Raw genomic sequence first — 19,160 nt, 5'->3', positions numbered from 1 at the left:
AAAATTAATTAGATGATTTTGTAACTGTGGCAAGTTCGGCGCGCATTGCCTCGATAACAGTTCGATAGTCTGACTGATTAAAAATAGCTGAACCTGCAACAAACATATCTGCTCCAGCGGCTGCCACAGAGGCAATATTATCCACCTTAATGCCACCATCAATTTCTAATCGAATGGGGCGACCGCTCGCGGTGATGCGCTGCCGTGCTTCTTTAAGTTTATCGAGGGTGGTTGGAATAAACTGTTGCCCACCAAAACCTGGGTTGACTGACATCAACAATATGACGTCCACTTTATCCATGACGTAATCGAGGTAATGCAACGGCGTTGCCGGATTAAACACTAGCCCAGATTGGCACCCTGCAGCACGAATCAATTCCAACGACCGGTCAATATGTGTTGAAGCCTCTGGATGAAAAGTAATGATCGACGCCCCCGCTTCCGCAAAATCACCGATAATACGATCGACGGGTTGTACCATTAAATGCACATCGATAGGCGCGGTAACACCGTACTTGCGTAGAGCCGAGCACACCATAGGACCTATCGTCAGATTCGGAACAAAGTGATTATCCATAACATCAAAATGGACGACATCAGCACCAGCCTCTAAGACAGCATCAACTTCTGCGCCAAGTCGCGCAAAGTCTGCAGATAAAATGGAGGGGGCGATTAAAAAATCAGTCACTTTAGTATCCTCATACTTGCCTCAGCCACGCGGGCTGTGGGCAAGGGCCGGCTGTGTTTATTCATGCGCCATAGTGTACCAGAGGATAACGCGCTTGGCAGTCAAAAAAATACGCCAAGATACTTGGCAAAATAGGCATTTGCCTGCTACATTATGAGCAATTATTAAACAAGGTTATTTCAATGACTTCACGTTTAGCGTCAATATTGGTGGTTTGCGGCATGATCCTGCTGGGGTCGATGCTGTCTCCGTCGTGGCAAGCCCGCGCCAATAATGTCACGCAGCAATGCGATGAGCTGTTGAAAAACACCGAGCAAAAGCAAGCCTACGAAGAATGCACAGCTCTCGAAAAAGAAGTCACTTGGAAAAGTTGGTTCTCGGGACAAAGCCGTTCAACACAATTTCACTTCCTCGACTTATTCGAATTACTGTTTGGCAATTCTGAAACCAAACGCGATTTCGCTCCGAAGAAAGTTCGCTAGTTATTAATGAGTAAGTACTGAATGAGTAAGCCAGGCCCTCTCAGTATTTTATTGAGCGTGCTCGCTGCCTTATTTGGTGTCCAAACCGAACAAAATCGTCAACGTGACTTTACCAATGGTAACCCCGCCGTTTACATCACGGTCGGTATCATTTTTATTATTCTGTTCGTCGTCTCATTACTCTTAATCGTGAACTGGGTGCTACCCGCTTAAGCACGAAGCTAGGTAACACCCACTGAATCATTAACGCGCGGCAATTCCCGAATGTCGCAGTAGCGCATCGACTTGTGGTTCACGACCACGAAAAGCTTTGAACAACTCCATCGCATCCTTTGAGCCACCGCGCTCTAATATCGCTTCAAGGAAATCGCGTCCGGTAGCTGCGTTGAAAATACCCTCTTCTTCAAAGCGTGCAAACGCATCGGCAGACAGCACTTCAGCCCATTTGTAGCTGTAGTAACCAGCAGCATAACCACCAGCAAAGATATGTCCAAAGCCATGTTGAAAGCGGTTGTACTCAGGCGGCTGACGCACTGCAACCTCACGGCGTGTTTGATCCAAGATAGCTTGAATCTGAGCGCCACCTTGACTCGGATCGAAATCACGGTGAATACGCAAGTCGAACAAACTGAATTCGAGTTGTCGCACCATCTGCATAGCCGATTGGAAGTTCCGCGCGGCTAACATATTGTTGAGTAAATCTTGCGGCAAGGGTTCACCGGTTTCGTAGTGGCCTGAAATCGTCTGCAACGCTTCCGGTTCCCAACACCAATTTTCAAGAAACTGTGACGGCAGTTCAACAGCGTCCCAAGCCACACCATTAATACCAGACACCCCAGCCACATCGACGCGAGTCAACATGTGGTGCAGGCCGTGTCCGAACTCATGAAATAGTGTCAGCACTTCATCATGGGTAAATAGCGCTGGTTTACCACCCACCGGCTTATTGAAGTTACAGGTGAGATACGCCACAGGCAGTTGAACTTGGTTGGTAGCGGTGATGCGACGGACAGCACATTCAGCCATCCAAGCCCCGCCACGCTTGCCGGAACGCGCGTATAAATCAAGGAAAAACGAGCCGCGCGGTGAGCCATCCTGATCAGAAATTACGAAATAGCGGACATTCTGATGCCAGATATCTTCTCTCGGCTGTTCGGTAATGCTTACGCTGAACAGTGACTCGACGACATGGAACAACCCCTTGATGACTTGATTCTCGGGGAAGTACGGACGCAGTTGCTCATCCGAAATGGCGTATTCTTGCTGCTTCAGCTTCTCACTGTAGTAAGCAACATCCCATGCCTCAATGCTATCGACACCAAACTGTTGCCGAGCGAAGTCAACGACATCCTGATAGTCTCGCTGCGCCTGGGGTAAGGATTTTGCCGCTAGGTCACTGAGAAAATCTTCAACTTGCTGCGGGGATTCCGCCATTTTAGTCGCGAGTGATAACTCCGCATAGTTATTGAAACCGAGCAATACTGCTAACTCATGGCGCAGTGCCAAGGTTTCTGCCATGATCTCAGAGTTATCAAACTGTCCGGCTTGCGGACCTTGGTCCGATGCTCGAGTGGTAAAGGCTACGTACATTTTCTCGCGCAGTGGTTGGTGATCGGCGTACATCATCACCGGCAAATAGCTGGGGATGTCGAGACCAAAGCGCCAGCCTTGTTGGTCATGTTCACGCGCCAGTGCAGCGGCTGATTCAATTGCACTATCTGGCAGTCCAGCCAAGTGCGATTCATCGGTAACGAGACAATGCCAACCGTCGGTAGCATCCAACACATGATTACTAAATTGCGAAGACAAATCAGCCAACCGCGACGAGATTTCTGCATAACGTTGCTTCTGCTCTTGCGGCAGCGCCACACCACTCAATTCAAAATCACGCAATGTATCCACAATCACTTTTTGCTGAGCTTCACTCAACTCGGTAAAACTTGGTTGCTCGTGCAAAGTCCGAATCGTTCGATAAAGACCTTCATGCTGTCCAACAAACGTTCCATAGTCGGATAACAAGGGCAGACACGCATCATGTGCTTCACGCAGCTCTGGCGAACTCACCACAGCATTTAAATGTGATATCGGTGACCAGCTTCGCTCTAGCAAATCGTCAACGTGCTCAAGGGGCGCCATGACGGTTTCCCAACTTGGTGAGGGCGTTGCCACGACTTGCTCAATAACCTGTTTACACGCCGCAATGCGTGCTTCAATGGCAGGCTTGATGTGTTCAGGCCGAATCGACTGAAACGGTGGTAAGTGGTAATCATTGAGCAAAGGGTTTTGACTCATTGGACATCCTCTTGAATAATGCGTGAACTGATTTTGTGCTAATGCAGATGGATCTGAGGGCTTCTACCCCAGATATCAACTCCAGTTCAAGGAAACGGATCTATGTCGACGCCACTATCTTACACCAAACTCATCGTATCGAGTGCGGCCACCTTATTTCTACTCGCTGGTTGTAGCGCTTTGCCGCAGGCTTCCGATCCTGCCCCAGTGAAAACTGCAGATAGTGAACCAGCTCTGACGCTAGAGCGACTTTATCAAACCAGTGATTTTAGTGCGGGTGGCGTTCCACCAACGCGTTGGCTTGCTGACGGCAGCGGCTACACCACGTTGGAACTTTCGGATTCCGGCGCCGGCGACGATCTCGTTCGGTATCATCCTGAAACGCAACAGCGCACTGTTTTGATCACTGCGGACCAACTGCGCCCGACCGCAACCGAAGCACCGTTAGCGGTTGCTGATTACTCATGGTCAGACGACGGTCAAAAACTTCTGATTTTCACCAATACCAAACGGTCTTGGCGGACCCATACATTGGGTGATTATTGGGTTTTCGACCGCGCCAGCAAACGCCTGCAGAAACTGGGCGGTAGTGCCGATGCATCGACACTGCAGTTCGCGAAGTTTGATCCTCAAGGTGAACGCGTCGCTTATGTGATGAAGAACAATATCTATGTTGAAGACCTAGCGACATCACGCATCACCCAAATCACCAAAGATGGCAACGACACCATTGTGAACGGAACTTTTGATTGGGTAAATGAAGAGGAATTCTTCTTACGTGATGGCTTCCGCTGGTCTCCAGATGGCCAGTCGATTGCCTACTGGCAGCTGGATACCGAAGGCACTCCGTTGTTCACCATGATCAACAATACCGATACCTTGTATCCCACCCTCAAGCAGTTTCCGTATCCGAAAGTTGGAGAGACGAATGCCGCCATGCGTATTGGCGTCATTCCTGCCAATGGCGGCGCGACAACGTGGATGAAGGTTCCTGGCGATCCTCGTCAGCATTATTTGGTGCGGATGCAATGGGCCGGTAATAGTGACCAGTTGCTGATTCAACAACTCACACGCTCACAAGCGGTGAACGTAGCATTCATCGCCGATGCGGATAATGGCAGCGTGCGTGAAGTCATTCGCGAAACGACGGAAAGTTGGGCTGACTACGTTGATGATCCGAAATTCATCAACTCAGGCGCAGCCTTTACATGGTTGAGTGAGCGCAGTGGTTGGCGGCATCTGTACCGAGTACAACCGGATAACGGTCGTGTGACCGCCATTACTCGCGGGAACTGGGATGTTATCGACGTTTTGCAGATCAATGAAGATCAAGGTTGGGTCTACTTCATAGCATCTCCGGACACGCCGTTGGAGCGTTACTTATTCCGCGCCAGCCTCGATGGCAGTGGCAAACTCGAGCGCCTCACACCGAATCAACCCGGCACGCATAGTTACCAGCTCTCTGCCGATGCAGCGTACGCAGTGCATACATACTCGGCGGTTTCGCAAGTACCTGTGGTCGATATGATCACCCTACCCGATCACCGCTCGATTCGAGTCATCAAAGACAACGCAGACGTCCAGGCCAATTTCGATGCGTTGGAACAAGCACAATTCGAGTTCTTCCAAGTGACTGCACAAGATGGTCTGGCGCTAGATGGCTTCTTAATGAAGCCTGCAGATTTTGACCCGGCAAAGCAGTATCCGATTCTGTTTTATGTGTACGGCGAACCTTGGGGGCAAACGGTCAGCAACAGTTGGGGTGGCGAGCGCTTTATGTTCCATCAGTACCTAACTCAGCAAGGTTACTTAGTGGCTTCCATTGATAACCGCGGTACGCGTTCACCGCGTGGCTATGAATGGCGCCGTTCGATTTATAAGCAGCTTGGCGTGGTAACGGTGCGTGACCAAAACGATGCGTTACAAGAAATGCTCGAACGTTGGTCATTTATCGACGCAGATCGCGTAGGTATTTGGGGCCACAGCGGCGGCGGCTCGCAAACGCTGAATGCCTTATTCCGTTATCCAGAATCGTTCCATGTCGGCATGGCGTTAGCACCGGTACCTGATTTGACTTTGTACGACACGATTTACCAAGAACGTTACTCTGGCTTACTGCCTGAAGATGCAGACAGTTACCGCGAAACATCCGCGATTACGCATGCTAAGAACCTGCAAGGTGATTTGTTGCTAGTACATGGAACCGCCGACGACAATGTTCATTTTCAGGGCAGCGAACGGTTAGTCAACGAGCTAATTAAGCACGGAAAGCAGTTTGAGTTCTTCGCCTATCCGAATCGAACGCATGGTATTCGCGAAGGCGAAGGCACGACGTATCATCTGCGCACCATGATGGTCGACTTCCTCGCCGAAAATCTTTAAAAGCGTGACTGGTTATTGGTTACTGGCTACTAGAAAACACAGATCTGCGCTTTTCTAGTAACTAGAAGCTAATAGCTAGTAGCTGAGGTAGTTGGGAGCTAGGGTGGTGCTGCCGTGCTGTTTGAGCCAGCGCTCAGACACCTGATAGTCCGGGTCGATAGCCGCGACCTCTTGCCAGAAGGCTTTGCTGTGATTGAACTCGCGCAGGTGTGCGAGTTCGTGCAGCACAACCGAGCGCACGACTGATTCTGGGGCTAGCCACAACTTCCACGTGAATTTGAGTTCCCCCTTTACCGAACAATGTCCCCATTTGCTGGAAAAGTCAGCCAGTGCCCAACTTTTGGGCTGCAGCTCAGCATGGCTCCACTGCGCAAAAAATGCATCTAACCATTGCAGTGCATGTTGTTTGAACCAAGCTTTCACGTGCTTCTCAATATACGCACTTTGCTGCTTCACGCGCTGCGGAACGGTCACCAATAACTGCTGTTCATGGCGCTCGCACTGCCCCTTGCTGCCTGTTTGCACCTTCAACAGCAACGGCTCACCCAACCAACGAATTTCTTCACCCGCTTGCCAAAGTCGCCGAGTCAACGCTTGCAGCTGTTGTTGCTGACGGTAAAGGTGCTTCTCAATCCACTCACGTTTCTGCTCCACCACAGCGTGAATACGACTGTCTGTGACATACCACGGGGCGTCCACTCGCACCTCGCCCTGCTTCACTTTGATAGCAACAGAGCGGCGTTTGCGGCTGCGATTGATTTGATAGATTAGTGTCATCGACTCTTTGTTCTCAGTGTTCACTCAGGTTGCGTTGCACGCTGTCGAGAAATGGGCGATCATTGCCGACTTTACCACAATCGGATTCAGTGATTACAGGAGTACACTACATGACACGTCATTTCGACTATCTTGCCATTGGCGCCGGCAGCGGCGGTATCGCATCTGCAAACCGGGCAGCCATTCGCGGTGCGAAAGCAGCTGTGATTGAGGCGAAAGCGGTTGGCGGTACTTGTGTCAATGTGGGTTGTGTCCCGAAAAAAGTAATGTGGTATGGCGCGCACATTGCGGAAGCACTGAAATACGCGGAAGCCTATGGTTTTCATCTGACCCAAGACGGCTTTGATTGGGCAACCCTAGTCAAACATCGCGAAGCTTATATTGAGCGTATTCATGGCGGCTATCAGCGCGGATTTTCCAGTAATGGTGTGGACTACATTGAAGGATTCGCTCGCTTTGTCGACGCCAACACAGTTGAAGTCAATGGCGAACATATCACGGCTGATCACATCACCATAGCTACAGGGGGGCGACCGCTCATTCCTGATGTACCTGGGGCAGACTTCGGTATCGACTCGGATGGCTTTTTTGCTCTGCAAGAGCAACCCAAGAAAGCTGTAGTTGTGGGCGCGGGTTATATTGCTGTCGAAATCGCCGGGGTATTGCATGCTTTGGGCACTGATACCCATTTACTCGTGCGTCACGACCGTCCTTTACGCCAATTCGACAATGACATTACTGATGCCTTGTTACAGCGCATGGACCAAGATGGGCATCAATTGCATACCCATTGCGACGTCGAAAAAGTTGAGAAAAACTCAGCAGGTCTGCTCACCATTACTTGTAAAGATGGCCAACAGTTCACTGACGTTGATTGCCTGATTTGGGCTATCGGCCGAGTCCCGGCGACTGATAAAATTAACCTTGAGGCAGCCGGTGTAGAAGTCGGCGAGAATGGCCTCATCCCCGTCGATGAGTATCAAAACACCAACGTCAAGGGGATCTATGCAGTTGGCGATATCACTGGTGCTGCGCAACTCACACCGGTTGCCATTAAAGCAGGTCGATTGCTCGCAGAACGGCTTTTTAACAAAGATATGGCCGACGCCAAAATGGACTTTTCGCTGATCCCTACGATTGTGTTCAGTCACCCGCCCATTGGGACTATCGGCATGACCGAAGACCAAGCACGAGCCTGTCACGATGACCAGGAGATCAAAGTGTATCGCTCACAGTTTGCAGCTATGTATAACGCGATTACGCCGCATCGTGCGCTCAGCACGTTTAAGTTGATTTGTTGTGGCCCTGACGAACGCGTCATCGGTCTCCATGGTATCGGCGAAGGAATGGACGAAATTCTGCAAGGCTTTGCGGTTGCCATGAAAATGGGCGCGACCAAGGCAGATTTTGATGCCACCATTGCATTACACCCCACCTCAGCTGAGGAATTCGTGACGCTAAGATAACCCTTATCGCGCATCCAAAGTCATGGACAGGATGCGCGATAGCTGACAATACGGCAGGCCAGTCTCGGTCTGCCACTCATTAAATGTGGTTTGAATTTGCTGCATACCACGTTTACTGAACTCGCTCGCATCTAACAATTTATGGTTACGTAATGCCGTCAGCGTGTCGGGCGTATAAATATAGCCATCCCACCCCAGCCGCCTGAGCACGTGTTGCGCTGCGGTACCTCCCAGCCGTGAACCATATTTCTTCAGATACACTTGCAGGCCTGCTTGATCATCCGCAGGCCAATCGGCAAGGAAAGCTCCAAATGAACCGTGCTGCTCCGCAACCTCGACAATCATGCGTGCATTTACTGGAACAGTCGCTATTTTCTGGGGATTGCGCACAATGCGCTCGTCGCGCGCTAACTCGTCCAAACGTTCTGGCGGCACTTGCTGCCAATATGGCGGGAAAAATCCCGCGAAAGCTGCCTCAAAACCTGACCATTTATTCTCAATCACCCGCCATGCGAAACCCGCGCGAAAGATGCAACGCGTCATTTCCGCCAAAACTTGGCGGTCATCCAAGCCCAACAGCTGCTCGCGGGATGCAGGTTTTGGCAAGCGTTCGCGCAGCGCTGACTCGCTGCCCTGTCGAGCCATCGCTCGCTCATAGAAATAAGAAAACTTTATCGCTGACATTGGTAAAACACCACCTCATGGTCGCCTAGTGGATCAGGATGCACCGCCTTCTTCACAAATTGCATCCCCAGCTTCTGCATGACATTGATTGAACCCACATTGGCTTCAAATACAATCGCGGTAAAGGCTCGAATAGCTGGATCATGCTGTTGTAACGCTCGCATCAAGTGTTGTGCAGCCTCGGTCGCATAACCCTTGCCCCAAGCACTGCGACGCAAGCGCCAGCCCAATTCAATATCGGTTTCATCTGGATGGTCGCTGAAAAAATGCATGGGGCGCGCTAGCACCATCCCAATTGACTCACCACTACTGCTCTCAATAAGCCGCCACATCCCCCAACCGCGTGAGCTATTTCGATAAGAGTACAACCGCGGCAAAATCACTTGTTCAATATCTTCTTGCGTTGAACAACGACCACCGTTGATAAATTGCATCACTAAAGGGTCGCTATCTATATCCAGCATAAAGCTGGCGTCCTCCGCTCCCATAAAAGCGTAACTTAACCGCTCAGAAGGTCCAATATTCACGTGCTGCTTCTCATTATTTAGTTGGGTCGATAGATTCCGTTACATTACCTTTCTTGACCTAGGCTGACCAGCGGGTAATCCTGAACTTAACTGTAACAAGATACGTGGAGAATTCATGGGCGACTTAAAAATTTATCAAGCACTCATATTACTAGCGTTGTGTGAAGAAAAAGGCACCATGAATGCGAGCTTTGTTGGCTATGCTGTGGCCTCAGCACTGTTGACCGAACTACTCATGCTGGAAAGGATTCAAGTAGACCCAACAGCCGAGAAACCCAAAAAGGCAAAAGTAAAAGTCATTGACGCTTCTCCGACAGGCGATGTCATTTTGGATGAAGCGCTGGATAAGATCCATAACGCCAAGCGTCAAGCCACGCTGCGCGACTGGGTATCGAAACTTGCCGGAATCAAAGATTTGAATCACAAGGTCGCAAAGACTTTGGCCGCTGACAATATTCTCAAAGCGGAAGAGGAGCAGATACTATGGCTCTTCACTCGACGTATCTATCCAGAACTGAATCCTGAACCAGAGCAACAATTGCGACATGAGTTACGCCGCTTGGTCCTCGACAAACCAATAGAGATTGATCCGCGTATTGTGGTGACTTTGTCACTGGCTCGCGCAGCACATTTGCTACCTCAAGTGTTTAGCAAAGCTGAGTTAAAGGCTAACAAAGAAAAGATTGACGCTATCGCAAATGGCGAGGGGATAGGTAAAATCACGAAAGAAGTGATTGAAGGTATTCAGGTAGCAGTCATGATGGCGGCCATCATGCCGGCGATTACGGTAACAACAACCTAGCTACTGGCTACTGGCTACTGGCTACTGGCTACTGGCTACTAGATATTAGAAAACACAGATCCATGCTTTTCTAGTAACTAGTAGCTACTAGCTAGTAACGTTTACGAGGCACTCATGCGACTAGTTTTGATGATCACTATTCTACTGGCGAGTTCAGCACTTATTGCGAAAGAGAGAGTAGAAGGAATTGGCGGGTTCTTTTTTAAATCCGAGAATCCGGCGCAGCTCGCTGCTTGGTATGAGGAACACCTCGGTGTTAAACAAACCCCAACCACGTACGAGGAAGAACCGTGGCAACAGACCGCCGGACCTACTGTCTATGGCGTGTTTAATCAGAAAACCAAATACTTTGGTGCTGACGACCAACAGTGGATGATCAATTTCCGAGTTCGCGATCTTGATGCGATGGTGGCTCAGTTGCGTGCAGCTGACATTGAAGTCGAGGTTGAGAGCGAAGTTTATCCTAATGGCCGCTTCGCTCGACTTGCCGACCCCGAGGGAAATCCAATTCAGTTATGGGAACCGGCAGTTTCCGCGTCCGACTCGAACTGAAATACAACTTCCAAAGGCTGGTTGAACACTCGCGCAATTCGAAAAGCAACCTCGAGTGACGGTGAGTAACGCCGTTGCTCGATGGCCGCAATCGTTTGTCTCGTCACGCCAACGGCATCACCTAAATCGGCCTGCGTCATGTCGCCATGTTGTTGACGCAGCTCACGCACGCAATTCGTGATGGGTAATGTCGCCATCGCTAAATACCCCGACGAAACGCGATGATTTGTAGCACGTACTCAAGGAGCTGGCTAATAATCAGAGATGCTAACACCATGTAGAACAACAGATTACCGTCACCGTAATACAAAAAATGCCCCAAACTCGTAATTACACCAAAGGCAAATACAAAGCTTGCCTTAGCTGACGACCACAGCGAAATAGAGCGCTCACGCTCATCTTTGGGTCGACTGGCATCGCGCGACGATGTTATCGCCAAGGCGACCTGCGCGACGATACTAATAAAAATCATGCTCACTACAAACTTGATGATCATCATGGGTGGAGCGATGGCACCAATCGCCAGTGACACCTGAACCACATCAATAATAAAACCGCCACCAATCACCGCCAAAACGAGAAACATTACCCACGCCGATTTTTCGGAAAAGCTCATAACTCACCTCAATGTTAAGTTTGTTTAACATTGGCAGGTTAGATTCTCTTTTTAGTGATGTCAAATATTTTTAACATGAAAAGCTAGGATTTTAAGAACTGCTCCGCTAGATCAAACAGCTTGCTCTTATCTTCCTTTGAATAAACCGACATAAGCTCTTCACACAATTGAAATCGCTCGGTCGTCACTTTATCAATAAAGTGAAAGCCATCCTTAGTCAGTGCGATGATGCGAGAGCGGCTGTCTTTCTTACTTTTCGCTCGAAACACCAAACCGCGGTCAATCAATCGATTGGTGCAAGCGGTGAGAGCTCCTGATGTGATAAACAGCTCGTCCAACAATTCACCGGGTGTTGCTGCATAAGGAGGACCACGGCGGCGTAGCGCTGCCAGCAAGTCATGTTCAGACCAGCCCAGTTGAAACGGTTTGAGGGACTCGAGACCAATCTGCTCAAGCCGTTTGCCGACTCGCAGTAATACGCCCACCAGCCCCGCTTCTAAAATCGGTAATTCGGGGCGTTGCTGACGCCATTGTTCGAGCATCGTACTCACTGCCATACGTGAACTAATCTTTGCCTCTGCCATGACGACCTCATATCTTTACAAAAAGATTTACTATCTTTATATAAACCCATATTTTTAATGGATTTACAATAGTTGATACTTTGTTACAAAGTAATTTGTCGTGTTTAAAGATGTTGGGCGCATTAACCACTATGATACGAAGGATTTATCTTCAGCAATTCGAATTTCTGAACATCAAGGTATAAGAGCAACAAATCATGAAAAACTTCTTTTTACTCAGTGCAGTTGCTACTGCACTATTGCTGACCGGTTGTGATAGCCGCCCCAGCAATGAACAAACTAATGCTGCATCTGAGCAAACAGCTCAGCAACAAGCGGCAACTCAAGTACTGAAAAGCCCAAACGATGATCGTGCTTATCGCACTTTAATGCTTGATAACGGTTTAGAGGTGATGTTGATTTCTGATCCGTCAACGGAAAAGTCTGCAGCATCTTTGAGCGTCAGCGTCGGTCTTCTGCATGACCCAATGACTCAGCAAGGTATGGCTCACTACTTAGAACATATGCTGTTCTTGGGTACTGAGAAATACCCTGACTCCAATGAATATGGCGAGTTTATGACTGCCAACGGTGGTAGCCAGAATGCCTACACTTGGCTGGATATCACCAACTACATGTTCAGCTTGAACAACAATGCCTATGACGAAGCCTTAGATCGTTTCTCCGATTTCTTTAAAGCGCCAAAGCTTTATCCTGAATACACTGAAAAAGAGAAAAATGCGGTCAATGCCGAATGGTCTATGCGACGTGAAATGGACTTCTTTGGTCAATACAATTTGGCTCGTGGATTGCTTGGTGACCACCCTGCAAATCGCTTCTTAATTGGTAACCTTGAGTCACTGGGCGATAAAGAAAATAGCAATCTGCATACTGAAACGGTTGATTTTTATAATCGCTATTACTCCGCCAATATTATGAAGGCGGCCATGATCAGTAACCGTTCATTAGACGAACTCGAAGCTTTGGCGGAAAAGCACTTTAGCGCCATTGAAAACAAGAACATTGAAGATCCAACCGTAACAACTCAGTTAGATTTTGAGCAAGTGGGTGGCAAACGCATTCACTACGTACCGAACGAAGACGTCAAACAAGTTCGCTTAGAGTTTATCATTGAAGACAATAGCGACCAGTTCCGCGTGAAACCGAACGAGTTCATTACCTACTTGATTGGTTCTGAAATGGAAGGTACGCCATCCCATACGTTGAAAGCCATGGGACTAATCTCGAGTCTGAATGCTTATGCGTCACCAACCGATTACGGTAACTACGGCACTTTAAACATTATGCTGGAGCTCACTGATGCCGGTATGCAACAGCGCGAAATGATGATTGCTTCGATTATGCAATACATTGATAAAATTCGTGCTGAAGGCGTTGATGAGAAATACTTTGCGGAAATCAAAACCAGCCTCAACAACCGTTTTCAGTTCTTAGAAAAAGGCAACCAGTTCAGCTACGTGTCGAATTTGGCTGAATCTATGCAGAACGTGCCTGCCAATTACGCTATCGCTGCTCCATATGTTTATGAAGCTTTTGATGCGCAAGCAATCAATGCTGTATTGGACCAGCTCACACCTGAACGTCTACGCGTTTGGTATGTAAGTAAACAAGAGCCAAGTGACAGTGAACTTCATTTCTATGACGGTAAATATCAAGTTGTCGATATCAGTGCCGAAGAGATGGCGAGTTGGGGTCAAGAAGGCCAATTAGCGTTTAATTTGCCAACAGTAAATCGCTTGATGCCAGAAAACTTTGCTTTGGTTGAAGCGAAAGAACAAGCCAAACCAGAAATCGTGCTGGAGTCTGAAGGCATGACGGTATGGCACTATCCGAGTCAGCTATTTGCTGATCAGCCACGCGGCATTATTGAAATTGCGATGAACAATGGTCGCGCTCAAGAAGATGTCAAAGCGGCCGTGTTGCTGGACATCTGGCGTGACCTATTTAACCTAGAGCAAAGCGCATTGCGCACTGAAGCTTCGGTTGCGGGTATGCAGTTCAACTTCAATACCGGTAGCGGCGTGACCTTACGTGTGTCTGGCTTTACCGACAAACAGCCGGTGTTACTGCAAGAAGCAATCGCAAACCTCGTTGTCGAGGCTGACGAGCAGAGCTTTGCTAACGCCGTCGACCGCTTTGTTCGCGGCTTACGTAACCAAGGTAAACAATTTCCGTTCTATCAGGCCTTTGGGGCATACAACAAGCTCATTCGTGAAGGTAACTTCAACACTGAGCAATTGATTGCGACTGCGGAATCACTGAAGCCTGCTGATCTGACTGCGTTTGCCAACGAACAGTTGAGCAATAACCACATTCGGGTATTCGCATTTGGTAACTATGCCCTCTCTGATCTCGAGAACGTCGTGACTGTTGTTGATGCTGCATTGCCAGCCGAACGTCAATCGACTAACTACGACCGTGCTCGTTTTATCGCGCCAGCTGAGAAGCAACGCATTGTCTGGCAGGAGAATATTGATGTAGCTGACGTTGGTATGATTGACGTCCATGTGCATCCGGAGCCAGGTTTTGCAACGCAAGCAGCGGGTAACGTGTTATCAGCGCACTTCAGCAACATCGCATTCGATAAGTTACGTACCGAAGAGCAACTTGCCTACGCTGTCGGAGGTACTGCAACAGCCATTGATGAGTACACTGGTTTTGCGATGTACATTCAAACCCCAGTCAATGACGTTGCGACCATGCAAGCACGCTTCGACGCGTTTAAAGGTGAGTATGAAGAGCGCTTAAATGCACTCACTCAAGAAGAGTTCGAGCAGTTGAAAGCCAGTGCTTTGGTGTCGCTGAAAGAGCCACCGAAGAACATGTCTGAAGAAGTGTCTCCGTTGATCAATGACTGGTATCGTGAGCGTTTCGATTTTGATAGCAAGCAGCAGCTGATTGCAGCGGTCGAGGCCGTGACGTTAGAGGATATTAAGTCCTTCTATCAACAAACCATGTTGAATCCGGACGCGGCTCGTATCTCTGTTCAGATGCGTGGTACTAAGTTTCTCGAGCAGCCGTTTGCTGAGTTACCAAACCAGCAAGTTGTCGAGTCTCTTGCGAAGTTCCATGCGGAGATGGCGAAGCAATAATCTTTACCCATCAAAAGACCCGGCCAGTGAACACTGCGCCGGGTTTTTTATTGCCTATCGATTCACAACTATTCGATTTCTTGCTGCGGCCGTGAGGAGCGCACCGCTGGCCGCGACACTGGCTGCACAGGCTGCACACTCGGCTGTGAAATACGCGGCTGTGAAACACGCGGCTGTGAAACCCGCGGCTGTGAAATAGCCGGTTGCGAGACTCGTGGTTGAGAAACCGCAGGCCGTGAGTAGCTTGGTTGCGACACCCGCGGTTGAGAGACTGCCGGTGGCAGAGTTGGTTGTTGTCTCAGCACCGGCTGACTGCTGCGCACGCGCGGCTGCACTGCAGGCTCAGCGATACGAGGCTGCGGTGTCTGCTTAAACAGCGGTTGCTGCTTCGGCAATGGCGTACTCACCTGAGGCCGCACACGCGTAGGCTGTTCAGTAATGGTCGGCTTCTGCGCCAAACGCGTTCTGACATCTTCCGGTGTACGTACCGCTGGACGTTGTGTCCGAACTGGCTGTTCCGTGATATCAAACACATCTTGACGCAAGCGGTCATCCGCTACGCGAGTATCACGCGTTGGCAACCGTTTACCAGGATTCTCGGTTACAGTAGGTGCAGTCGATAACTTACGACGCGCTGCAGTACGATTCTCTGCTGGATCACGACGTTCGACCACATGACGCTTAGGTCCATCCCACTGCAGATCGCGACGCTTAAACTTCACCCCACGACGATGCTCGGGTTCATGTTGCCAACGACGTCCATCCTGAACAATTTGCCGACGCTCTGGATAACGCTGCTTCGGTTTGTGGTAATGATGGTGATGGACCACAACATAGCGTTGAGGCCAGTAGAAAGAACTAAAATAGAAAGCACTTGGAACGTGATAGTTAATGCCCCAATAGATGCCAGACCCCACACTCACATGAAGCGCAGGGTAGTGCCAGTAAACGGGTGAACGATTACGCCACCACCAGTCACCGTAAACATAGCGGCTATCGTAGTACGGCACATAGACCACCTCACGCCGAACCGTCTCAATCACAATCGTCTTTTCTTCGCGCTGCACATTGATATGTTCATCACTGGCTAGATTACCCGCTGTGTAAGCTTGCTGACGCAGACTCTGAATGCTCGCCAGCACAGCTTCTTCTTCAGCTAAAAAGGCTTCGCCAAGGGCTTGTGTCCACGCTAGATCCTCACTCATTCGTTTCAAGACGTCCGGTGTTGCAACCAATGCCTTCACACTGGGATCCCATGGCTGGGATTCCACGGCTGTTAATGCTGCGTCCGCATCGAGGTGCGCATAGTCTTGCGTCCAGCGCTCTGCTTGCACCACTTCCAATGGATACGTCGCCGCAATCAGAATGTGAGAAAGTAACGCATCTGGGTACAACGCAATCGGTGCTAACAGTTCATCGACCGTAGCGTTTTCGTAATAGGCCGCATCACGCACAACCTGCATAGTTTCGGTGCGAACCACTTCGCTGCGGGCTGCATACGTAGAGGTGCAACCGGTAACTGTCATCAAGCTCAGCGCAATGACACTCAGTTTTAAACTTGTATGATGTCGCATAATCATGCCTCCAATCGGCAGACAACAAAACAGCTGTCGTTATGAGTATAGATGCTCGATCTGCGAAAAAGGTCACAATTTCCTCTCTTTTAATTGTAAAGGTTATGTAACCAAATATTTTAATGTTGGCTTCCCATTCCTAAGCGAATGACATATAACAAGTTATCGGGAAACATTGGAGTAACAACATGGCCAGCACCGCATATCGACACCAGTACACTCTGGTCATGAGTGTCCTTTGGATTATTGGCGTGTTTTCGTTCGTTATTGGCACACTCAATGTGGTTGTTTTTGCAGCCTATGAACTCGCAACTTTCAACTACATCAGCCTAACCGCAGCAGTATTGATTGGTGTCTATCACCAACGCCATCGACAATTACGACGTTCCTCGTGGCTCGTGTGTTTAGCAATTACCTTTAATGTCATGATGTTCATGCACTTAGTCACCGGGAATAGTTACTCGGTGTTGTGGGTGACTGTAATTCCGCCGATTGTCTTCTTTTTACTCGGGCGCAAAGTCGGCGCTTGGTATACCGCCATTGTGTTTGGCTACACTATTGGCTTCATGGCGTATCAACTGCCACGCGCGCAGCCTCTGACCATGGGTCTGGGTAGCTTGTTGAATATTATCGAAGTTTTCACCGCCCATTGGTTCCTTTTCCGACACTACGAGAAGTCTCGTGCCGATGCCTATGATGAACTGGAACGGTTGTCGAATACGGATAGATTGACCGGTCTCGCCAATCGCTTGAGTCTGGACGCAACGCTGTCGCAATTTACTCGTTCCGAAAACGATAAAGTTAATGAAGCCGCTGTTGTGCTCGCTGACATTGATCACTTTAAAACGATCAACGACCGTTTCGGACATTTGCAAGGTGACCGTGTGCTACAACACATTGCGCAGTTGTTGCGCTTGCAGGTACGTGAATCAGATTTTGTTGGTCGCTGGGGCGGTGAGGAGTTCATGCTTATTCTACCGAACACCTCGACCACCGAGGCATTCGCTATTTGTGAACAGCTACGCGAGCAAATAGCAGAGCTGAAGCTATTTCCAAATGAGCGCACAACAATGAGCTTTGGTGTCGCCAGTTTGCAACCCAACCAAGCGCCAGAACAAGCAGTCGCTGCTGCTGATCAGGCGCTTTACGAGGCTAAACATCAGGGCCGAAATCGCACTATTATGAACTTTTAACGTTCACGTGACCTAAACGACGCCTTGCTGAATCATAGCGTCGGCAACGCGACGAAAACCAGCTATGTTCGCGCCAACCACAAGATTATTTTTCTCACCAAACTCCTCGGCTGCATCGCGCGACGCTTGATAGATATGGCACATGATGGTCTTCAATTTTTCGTCGACCTCCTCAAAGGTCCAGCGCTGCATACTGGCATTCTGCGCCATCTCCAACTGCGACGTTGCAACGCCACCCGCATTCGACGCTTTCCCGGGCGCATAGGCAATACGAGATTCCAATAGAATATCTGCCGCTGCCGCCGTACACGGCATATTGGCGCCTTCAACCACGCCTTTGCAGCCATTCTCAACCAGCGCTTCAGCATCTTCTTTTGATACCTCGTTCTGGGTCGCGCATGGAAACGCTAAATCAGCGGCATAGCGCCAAATTTTCTCGCCATTATCGGGGTAATCATCACGCGGTGTGTATTCAGCTTTGCTGTGTTTCTCAAGATACTTTTCGAGCCGCTCGCTACCGGCCTCTTTCAGCTCTTTCACGGTATCTAAATCAATGCCATCTTTGTGGTAAATGGTGCCACTGGAATCACTGCAGGCAACTGGAATGGCACCGAGTTCAATCAACTTTTCCATGGTGTAGATGGCGACATTACCAGAGCCCGAGACCAAACAACGCTTACCTTTAATTTCAAAGTCGCGGTCTTCCATCATATATTTGGCAAAGTAAACCGCGCCGTAACCGGTCGCTTGCGTACGCACTTCCGAACCGCCCCACAATGAGCCTTTCCCGGTCAACACGCCATCAAACCGATTCACGATACGTTTGTATTGTCCAAATAGATAACCAATTTCGCGAGTTCCCACTCCGATGTCGCCGGCCGGAACGTCCGTAGTCGGGCCAATATGACGATAGAGCTCCGTCATAAACGACTGACAAAAACGCATGATTTCTTGTTGTGATTTGCCCTTGGGATCAAAGTTTGAACCACCTTTACCACCGCCGATTGACAAGCCTGTCAGTGCATTTTTAAAGATTTGCTCAAAACCGAGAAACTTTACGATGCTGCCATTTACACTCTTGTGAAACCGCAAGCCACCTTTGTAGGGACCCAGAGCCGAGTTGAACTCTATTCGGTAACCTTTATTGACTTGAATCTTGCCATTGTCATCTAACCATGGCACGCGGAACATAATCTGCCGTTCTGGTTCGACCAAACGCTCGATGATCGCGTGTTCTCGGTAACGTGGATTGCTTTCAAGGAGGGGTTCAATGGATTCGAGAACTTCTTCGACGGCTTGATAAAATTCAGATTGAGCGGGACTGGTTTGCTTTAACTGCTCGATGGTGTCGTGCATGTAGGTCATATCGGGGCTTCCATCCTCTTGTTATTTGCACTCAGCATGCGTGAGTGCAGGTTTCCTGTCAAATGTCCCATTACCTACGTATTG

18 protein-coding genes are annotated in these 19,160 nt (G+C 49.3%); 8 read left to right on the top strand and 10 right to left on the bottom strand.

Annotated features, from left to right (window positions below; all coding sequences use genetic code 11):
* Positions 1–4: 4 nt before the first annotated feature.
* Positions 5–688 carry a ribulose-phosphate 3-epimerase gene (gene rpe / locus CWE22_RS09830; protein WP_169931296.1) on the bottom strand — a complete coding sequence of 228 codons (684 nt, stop codon included), beginning with the start codon at positions 686–688 and terminating at the stop codon, positions 5–7.
* A 182-nt stretch (positions 689–870) separates the two neighbouring features.
* Here rpe and CWE22_RS09825 point away from each other — a divergent pair, with 182 nt between their 5' ends.
* Positions 871–1,170, top strand: a complete 300-nt coding sequence (locus CWE22_RS09825) for a hypothetical protein (protein ID WP_169931294.1) — start codon at positions 871–873, stop codon at positions 1,168–1,170.
* Between the two features lie 21 nt (positions 1,171–1,191).
* A complete protein-coding gene (locus tag CWE22_RS09820) occupies positions 1,192–1,383 on the top strand; it encodes a DUF2970 domain-containing protein (protein ID WP_169931292.1) in 192 nt (63 codons plus the stop codon).
* 30 nt (positions 1,384–1,413) lie between these two features.
* Here the strand turns inward: CWE22_RS09820 and prlC are convergent, their stop codons facing one another.
* Positions 1,414–3,462: an oligopeptidase A gene (gene prlC / locus CWE22_RS09815; protein ID WP_169931290.1), complete on the bottom strand. Its 2,049-nt coding sequence runs from the start codon at positions 3,460–3,462 to the stop codon at positions 1,414–1,416.
* Positions 3,463–3,564: 102 nt separating this feature from the next.
* Between prlC and CWE22_RS09810 the strand changes: the two genes are divergently transcribed.
* The gene (locus CWE22_RS09810) at positions 3,565–5,844 is read left to right on the top strand and encodes a S9 family peptidase (protein WP_169931288.1); all 2,280 of its coding nucleotides are present in this window, start codon (positions 3,565–3,567) and stop codon (positions 5,842–5,844) included.
* A 75-nt stretch (positions 5,845–5,919) separates the two neighbouring features.
* Here CWE22_RS09810 and CWE22_RS09805 read toward each other — a convergent pair whose 3' ends face one another.
* Positions 5,920–6,621 (bottom strand): M48 family metallopeptidase, encoded by a 702-nt coding sequence (locus CWE22_RS09805; protein WP_169931286.1) that lies wholly within the window; start codon positions 6,619–6,621, stop codon positions 5,920–5,922.
* Between the two features lie 110 nt (positions 6,622–6,731).
* Here CWE22_RS09805 and gorA point away from each other — a divergent pair, with 110 nt between their 5' ends.
* On the top strand, positions 6,732–8,087 hold the full coding sequence (gene gorA / locus CWE22_RS09800; RefSeq protein WP_169931284.1) for a glutathione-disulfide reductase: 1,356 nt from the start codon (positions 6,732–6,734) through the stop codon (positions 8,085–8,087).
* 3 nt (positions 8,088–8,090) lie between these two features.
* On the opposite strand, the gene CWE22_RS09795 is transcribed toward gorA, so the two are convergent.
* Complete coding sequence (locus CWE22_RS09795) at positions 8,091–8,771, bottom strand: DNA-3-methyladenine glycosylase I (protein ID WP_244596049.1); 681 nt, start codon at positions 8,769–8,771, stop codon at positions 8,091–8,093.
* On the bottom strand, positions 8,759–9,298 hold the full coding sequence (locus CWE22_RS09790) for a GNAT family N-acetyltransferase (protein WP_169931282.1): 540 nt from the start codon (positions 9,296–9,298) through the stop codon (positions 8,759–8,761). Before CWE22_RS09790 ends, CWE22_RS09795 begins: the two co-directional genes overlap by 13 nt.
* 115 nt (positions 9,299–9,413) lie before the next feature.
* On the opposite strand from CWE22_RS09790, the gene CWE22_RS09785 reads away from it, so the two are divergent.
* Positions 9,414–10,100 carry a GOLPH3/VPS74 family protein gene (locus CWE22_RS09785; protein WP_169931280.1) on the top strand — a complete coding sequence of 229 codons (687 nt, stop codon included), beginning with the start codon at positions 9,414–9,416 and terminating at the stop codon, positions 10,098–10,100.
* A gap of 114 nt (positions 10,101–10,214) precedes the next feature.
* Positions 10,215–10,652 carry a VOC family protein gene (locus CWE22_RS09780; protein ID WP_244596048.1) on the top strand — a complete coding sequence of 146 codons (438 nt, stop codon included), beginning with the start codon at positions 10,215–10,217 and terminating at the stop codon, positions 10,650–10,652.
* Here the strand turns inward: CWE22_RS09780 and CWE22_RS09775 are convergent.
* The 3 genes from CWE22_RS09775 to CWE22_RS09765 all read right to left on the bottom strand — a co-directional run bounded on the left by CWE22_RS09775 (position 10,610) and on the right by CWE22_RS09765 (position 11,852).
* The gene (locus CWE22_RS09775) at positions 10,610–10,849 is read right to left on the bottom strand and encodes a helix-turn-helix transcriptional regulator (protein WP_169931278.1); all 240 of its coding nucleotides are present in this window, start codon (positions 10,847–10,849) and stop codon (positions 10,610–10,612) included. The two genes, CWE22_RS09780 and CWE22_RS09775, sit on opposite strands and share 43 nt — an antisense overlap.
* 2 nt (positions 10,850–10,851) lie before the next feature.
* Entirely contained in the window at positions 10,852–11,268 is a 417-nt protein-coding gene (locus CWE22_RS09770; RefSeq protein WP_169931276.1) for a hypothetical protein, read from the bottom strand.
* 83 nt (positions 11,269–11,351) lie between these two features.
* On the bottom strand, positions 11,352–11,852 hold the full coding sequence (locus CWE22_RS09765) for a MarR family winged helix-turn-helix transcriptional regulator (RefSeq protein ID WP_169931274.1): 501 nt from the start codon (positions 11,850–11,852) through the stop codon (positions 11,352–11,354).
* 197 nt (positions 11,853–12,049) lie between these two features.
* Between CWE22_RS09765 and CWE22_RS09760 the strand changes: the two genes are divergently transcribed.
* A complete protein-coding gene (locus CWE22_RS09760; RefSeq protein ID WP_169931272.1) occupies positions 12,050–14,944 on the top strand; it encodes an insulinase family protein in 2,895 nt (964 codons plus the stop codon).
* A 68-nt stretch (positions 14,945–15,012) separates the two neighbouring features.
* On the opposite strand, the gene CWE22_RS09755 is transcribed toward CWE22_RS09760, so the two are convergent.
* Positions 15,013–16,518, bottom strand: a complete 1,506-nt coding sequence (locus CWE22_RS09755; RefSeq protein ID WP_169931271.1) for a DUF3300 domain-containing protein — start codon at positions 16,516–16,518, stop codon at positions 15,013–15,015.
* A 188-nt stretch (positions 16,519–16,706) separates the two neighbouring features.
* On the opposite strand from CWE22_RS09755, the gene CWE22_RS09750 reads away from it, so the two are divergent.
* Positions 16,707–17,711, top strand: coding sequence for a GGDEF domain-containing protein (locus CWE22_RS09750; protein WP_169931269.1), 1,005 nt, complete (start codon positions 16,707–16,709; stop codon positions 17,709–17,711).
* A 12-nt stretch (positions 17,712–17,723) separates the two neighbouring features.
* Here CWE22_RS09750 and gdhA read toward each other — a convergent pair whose 3' ends face one another.
* Complete coding sequence (gene gdhA, locus CWE22_RS09745) at positions 17,724–19,076, bottom strand: NADP-specific glutamate dehydrogenase (RefSeq protein WP_169931261.1); 1,353 nt, start codon at positions 19,074–19,076, stop codon at positions 17,724–17,726.
* Between the last annotated feature and the right edge of the window lie 84 nt (positions 19,077–19,160).

This window comes from Pseudidiomarina aestuarii (genome assembly GCF_003987355.1).
GTDB classification, from domain to species: domain Bacteria; phylum Pseudomonadota; class Gammaproteobacteria; order Enterobacterales; family Alteromonadaceae; genus Pseudidiomarina; species Pseudidiomarina aestuarii.
The sequence above is the reverse complement of the archived record's forward strand: the minus strand, read 5'-3'. Positions and strand labels throughout refer to the sequence as shown.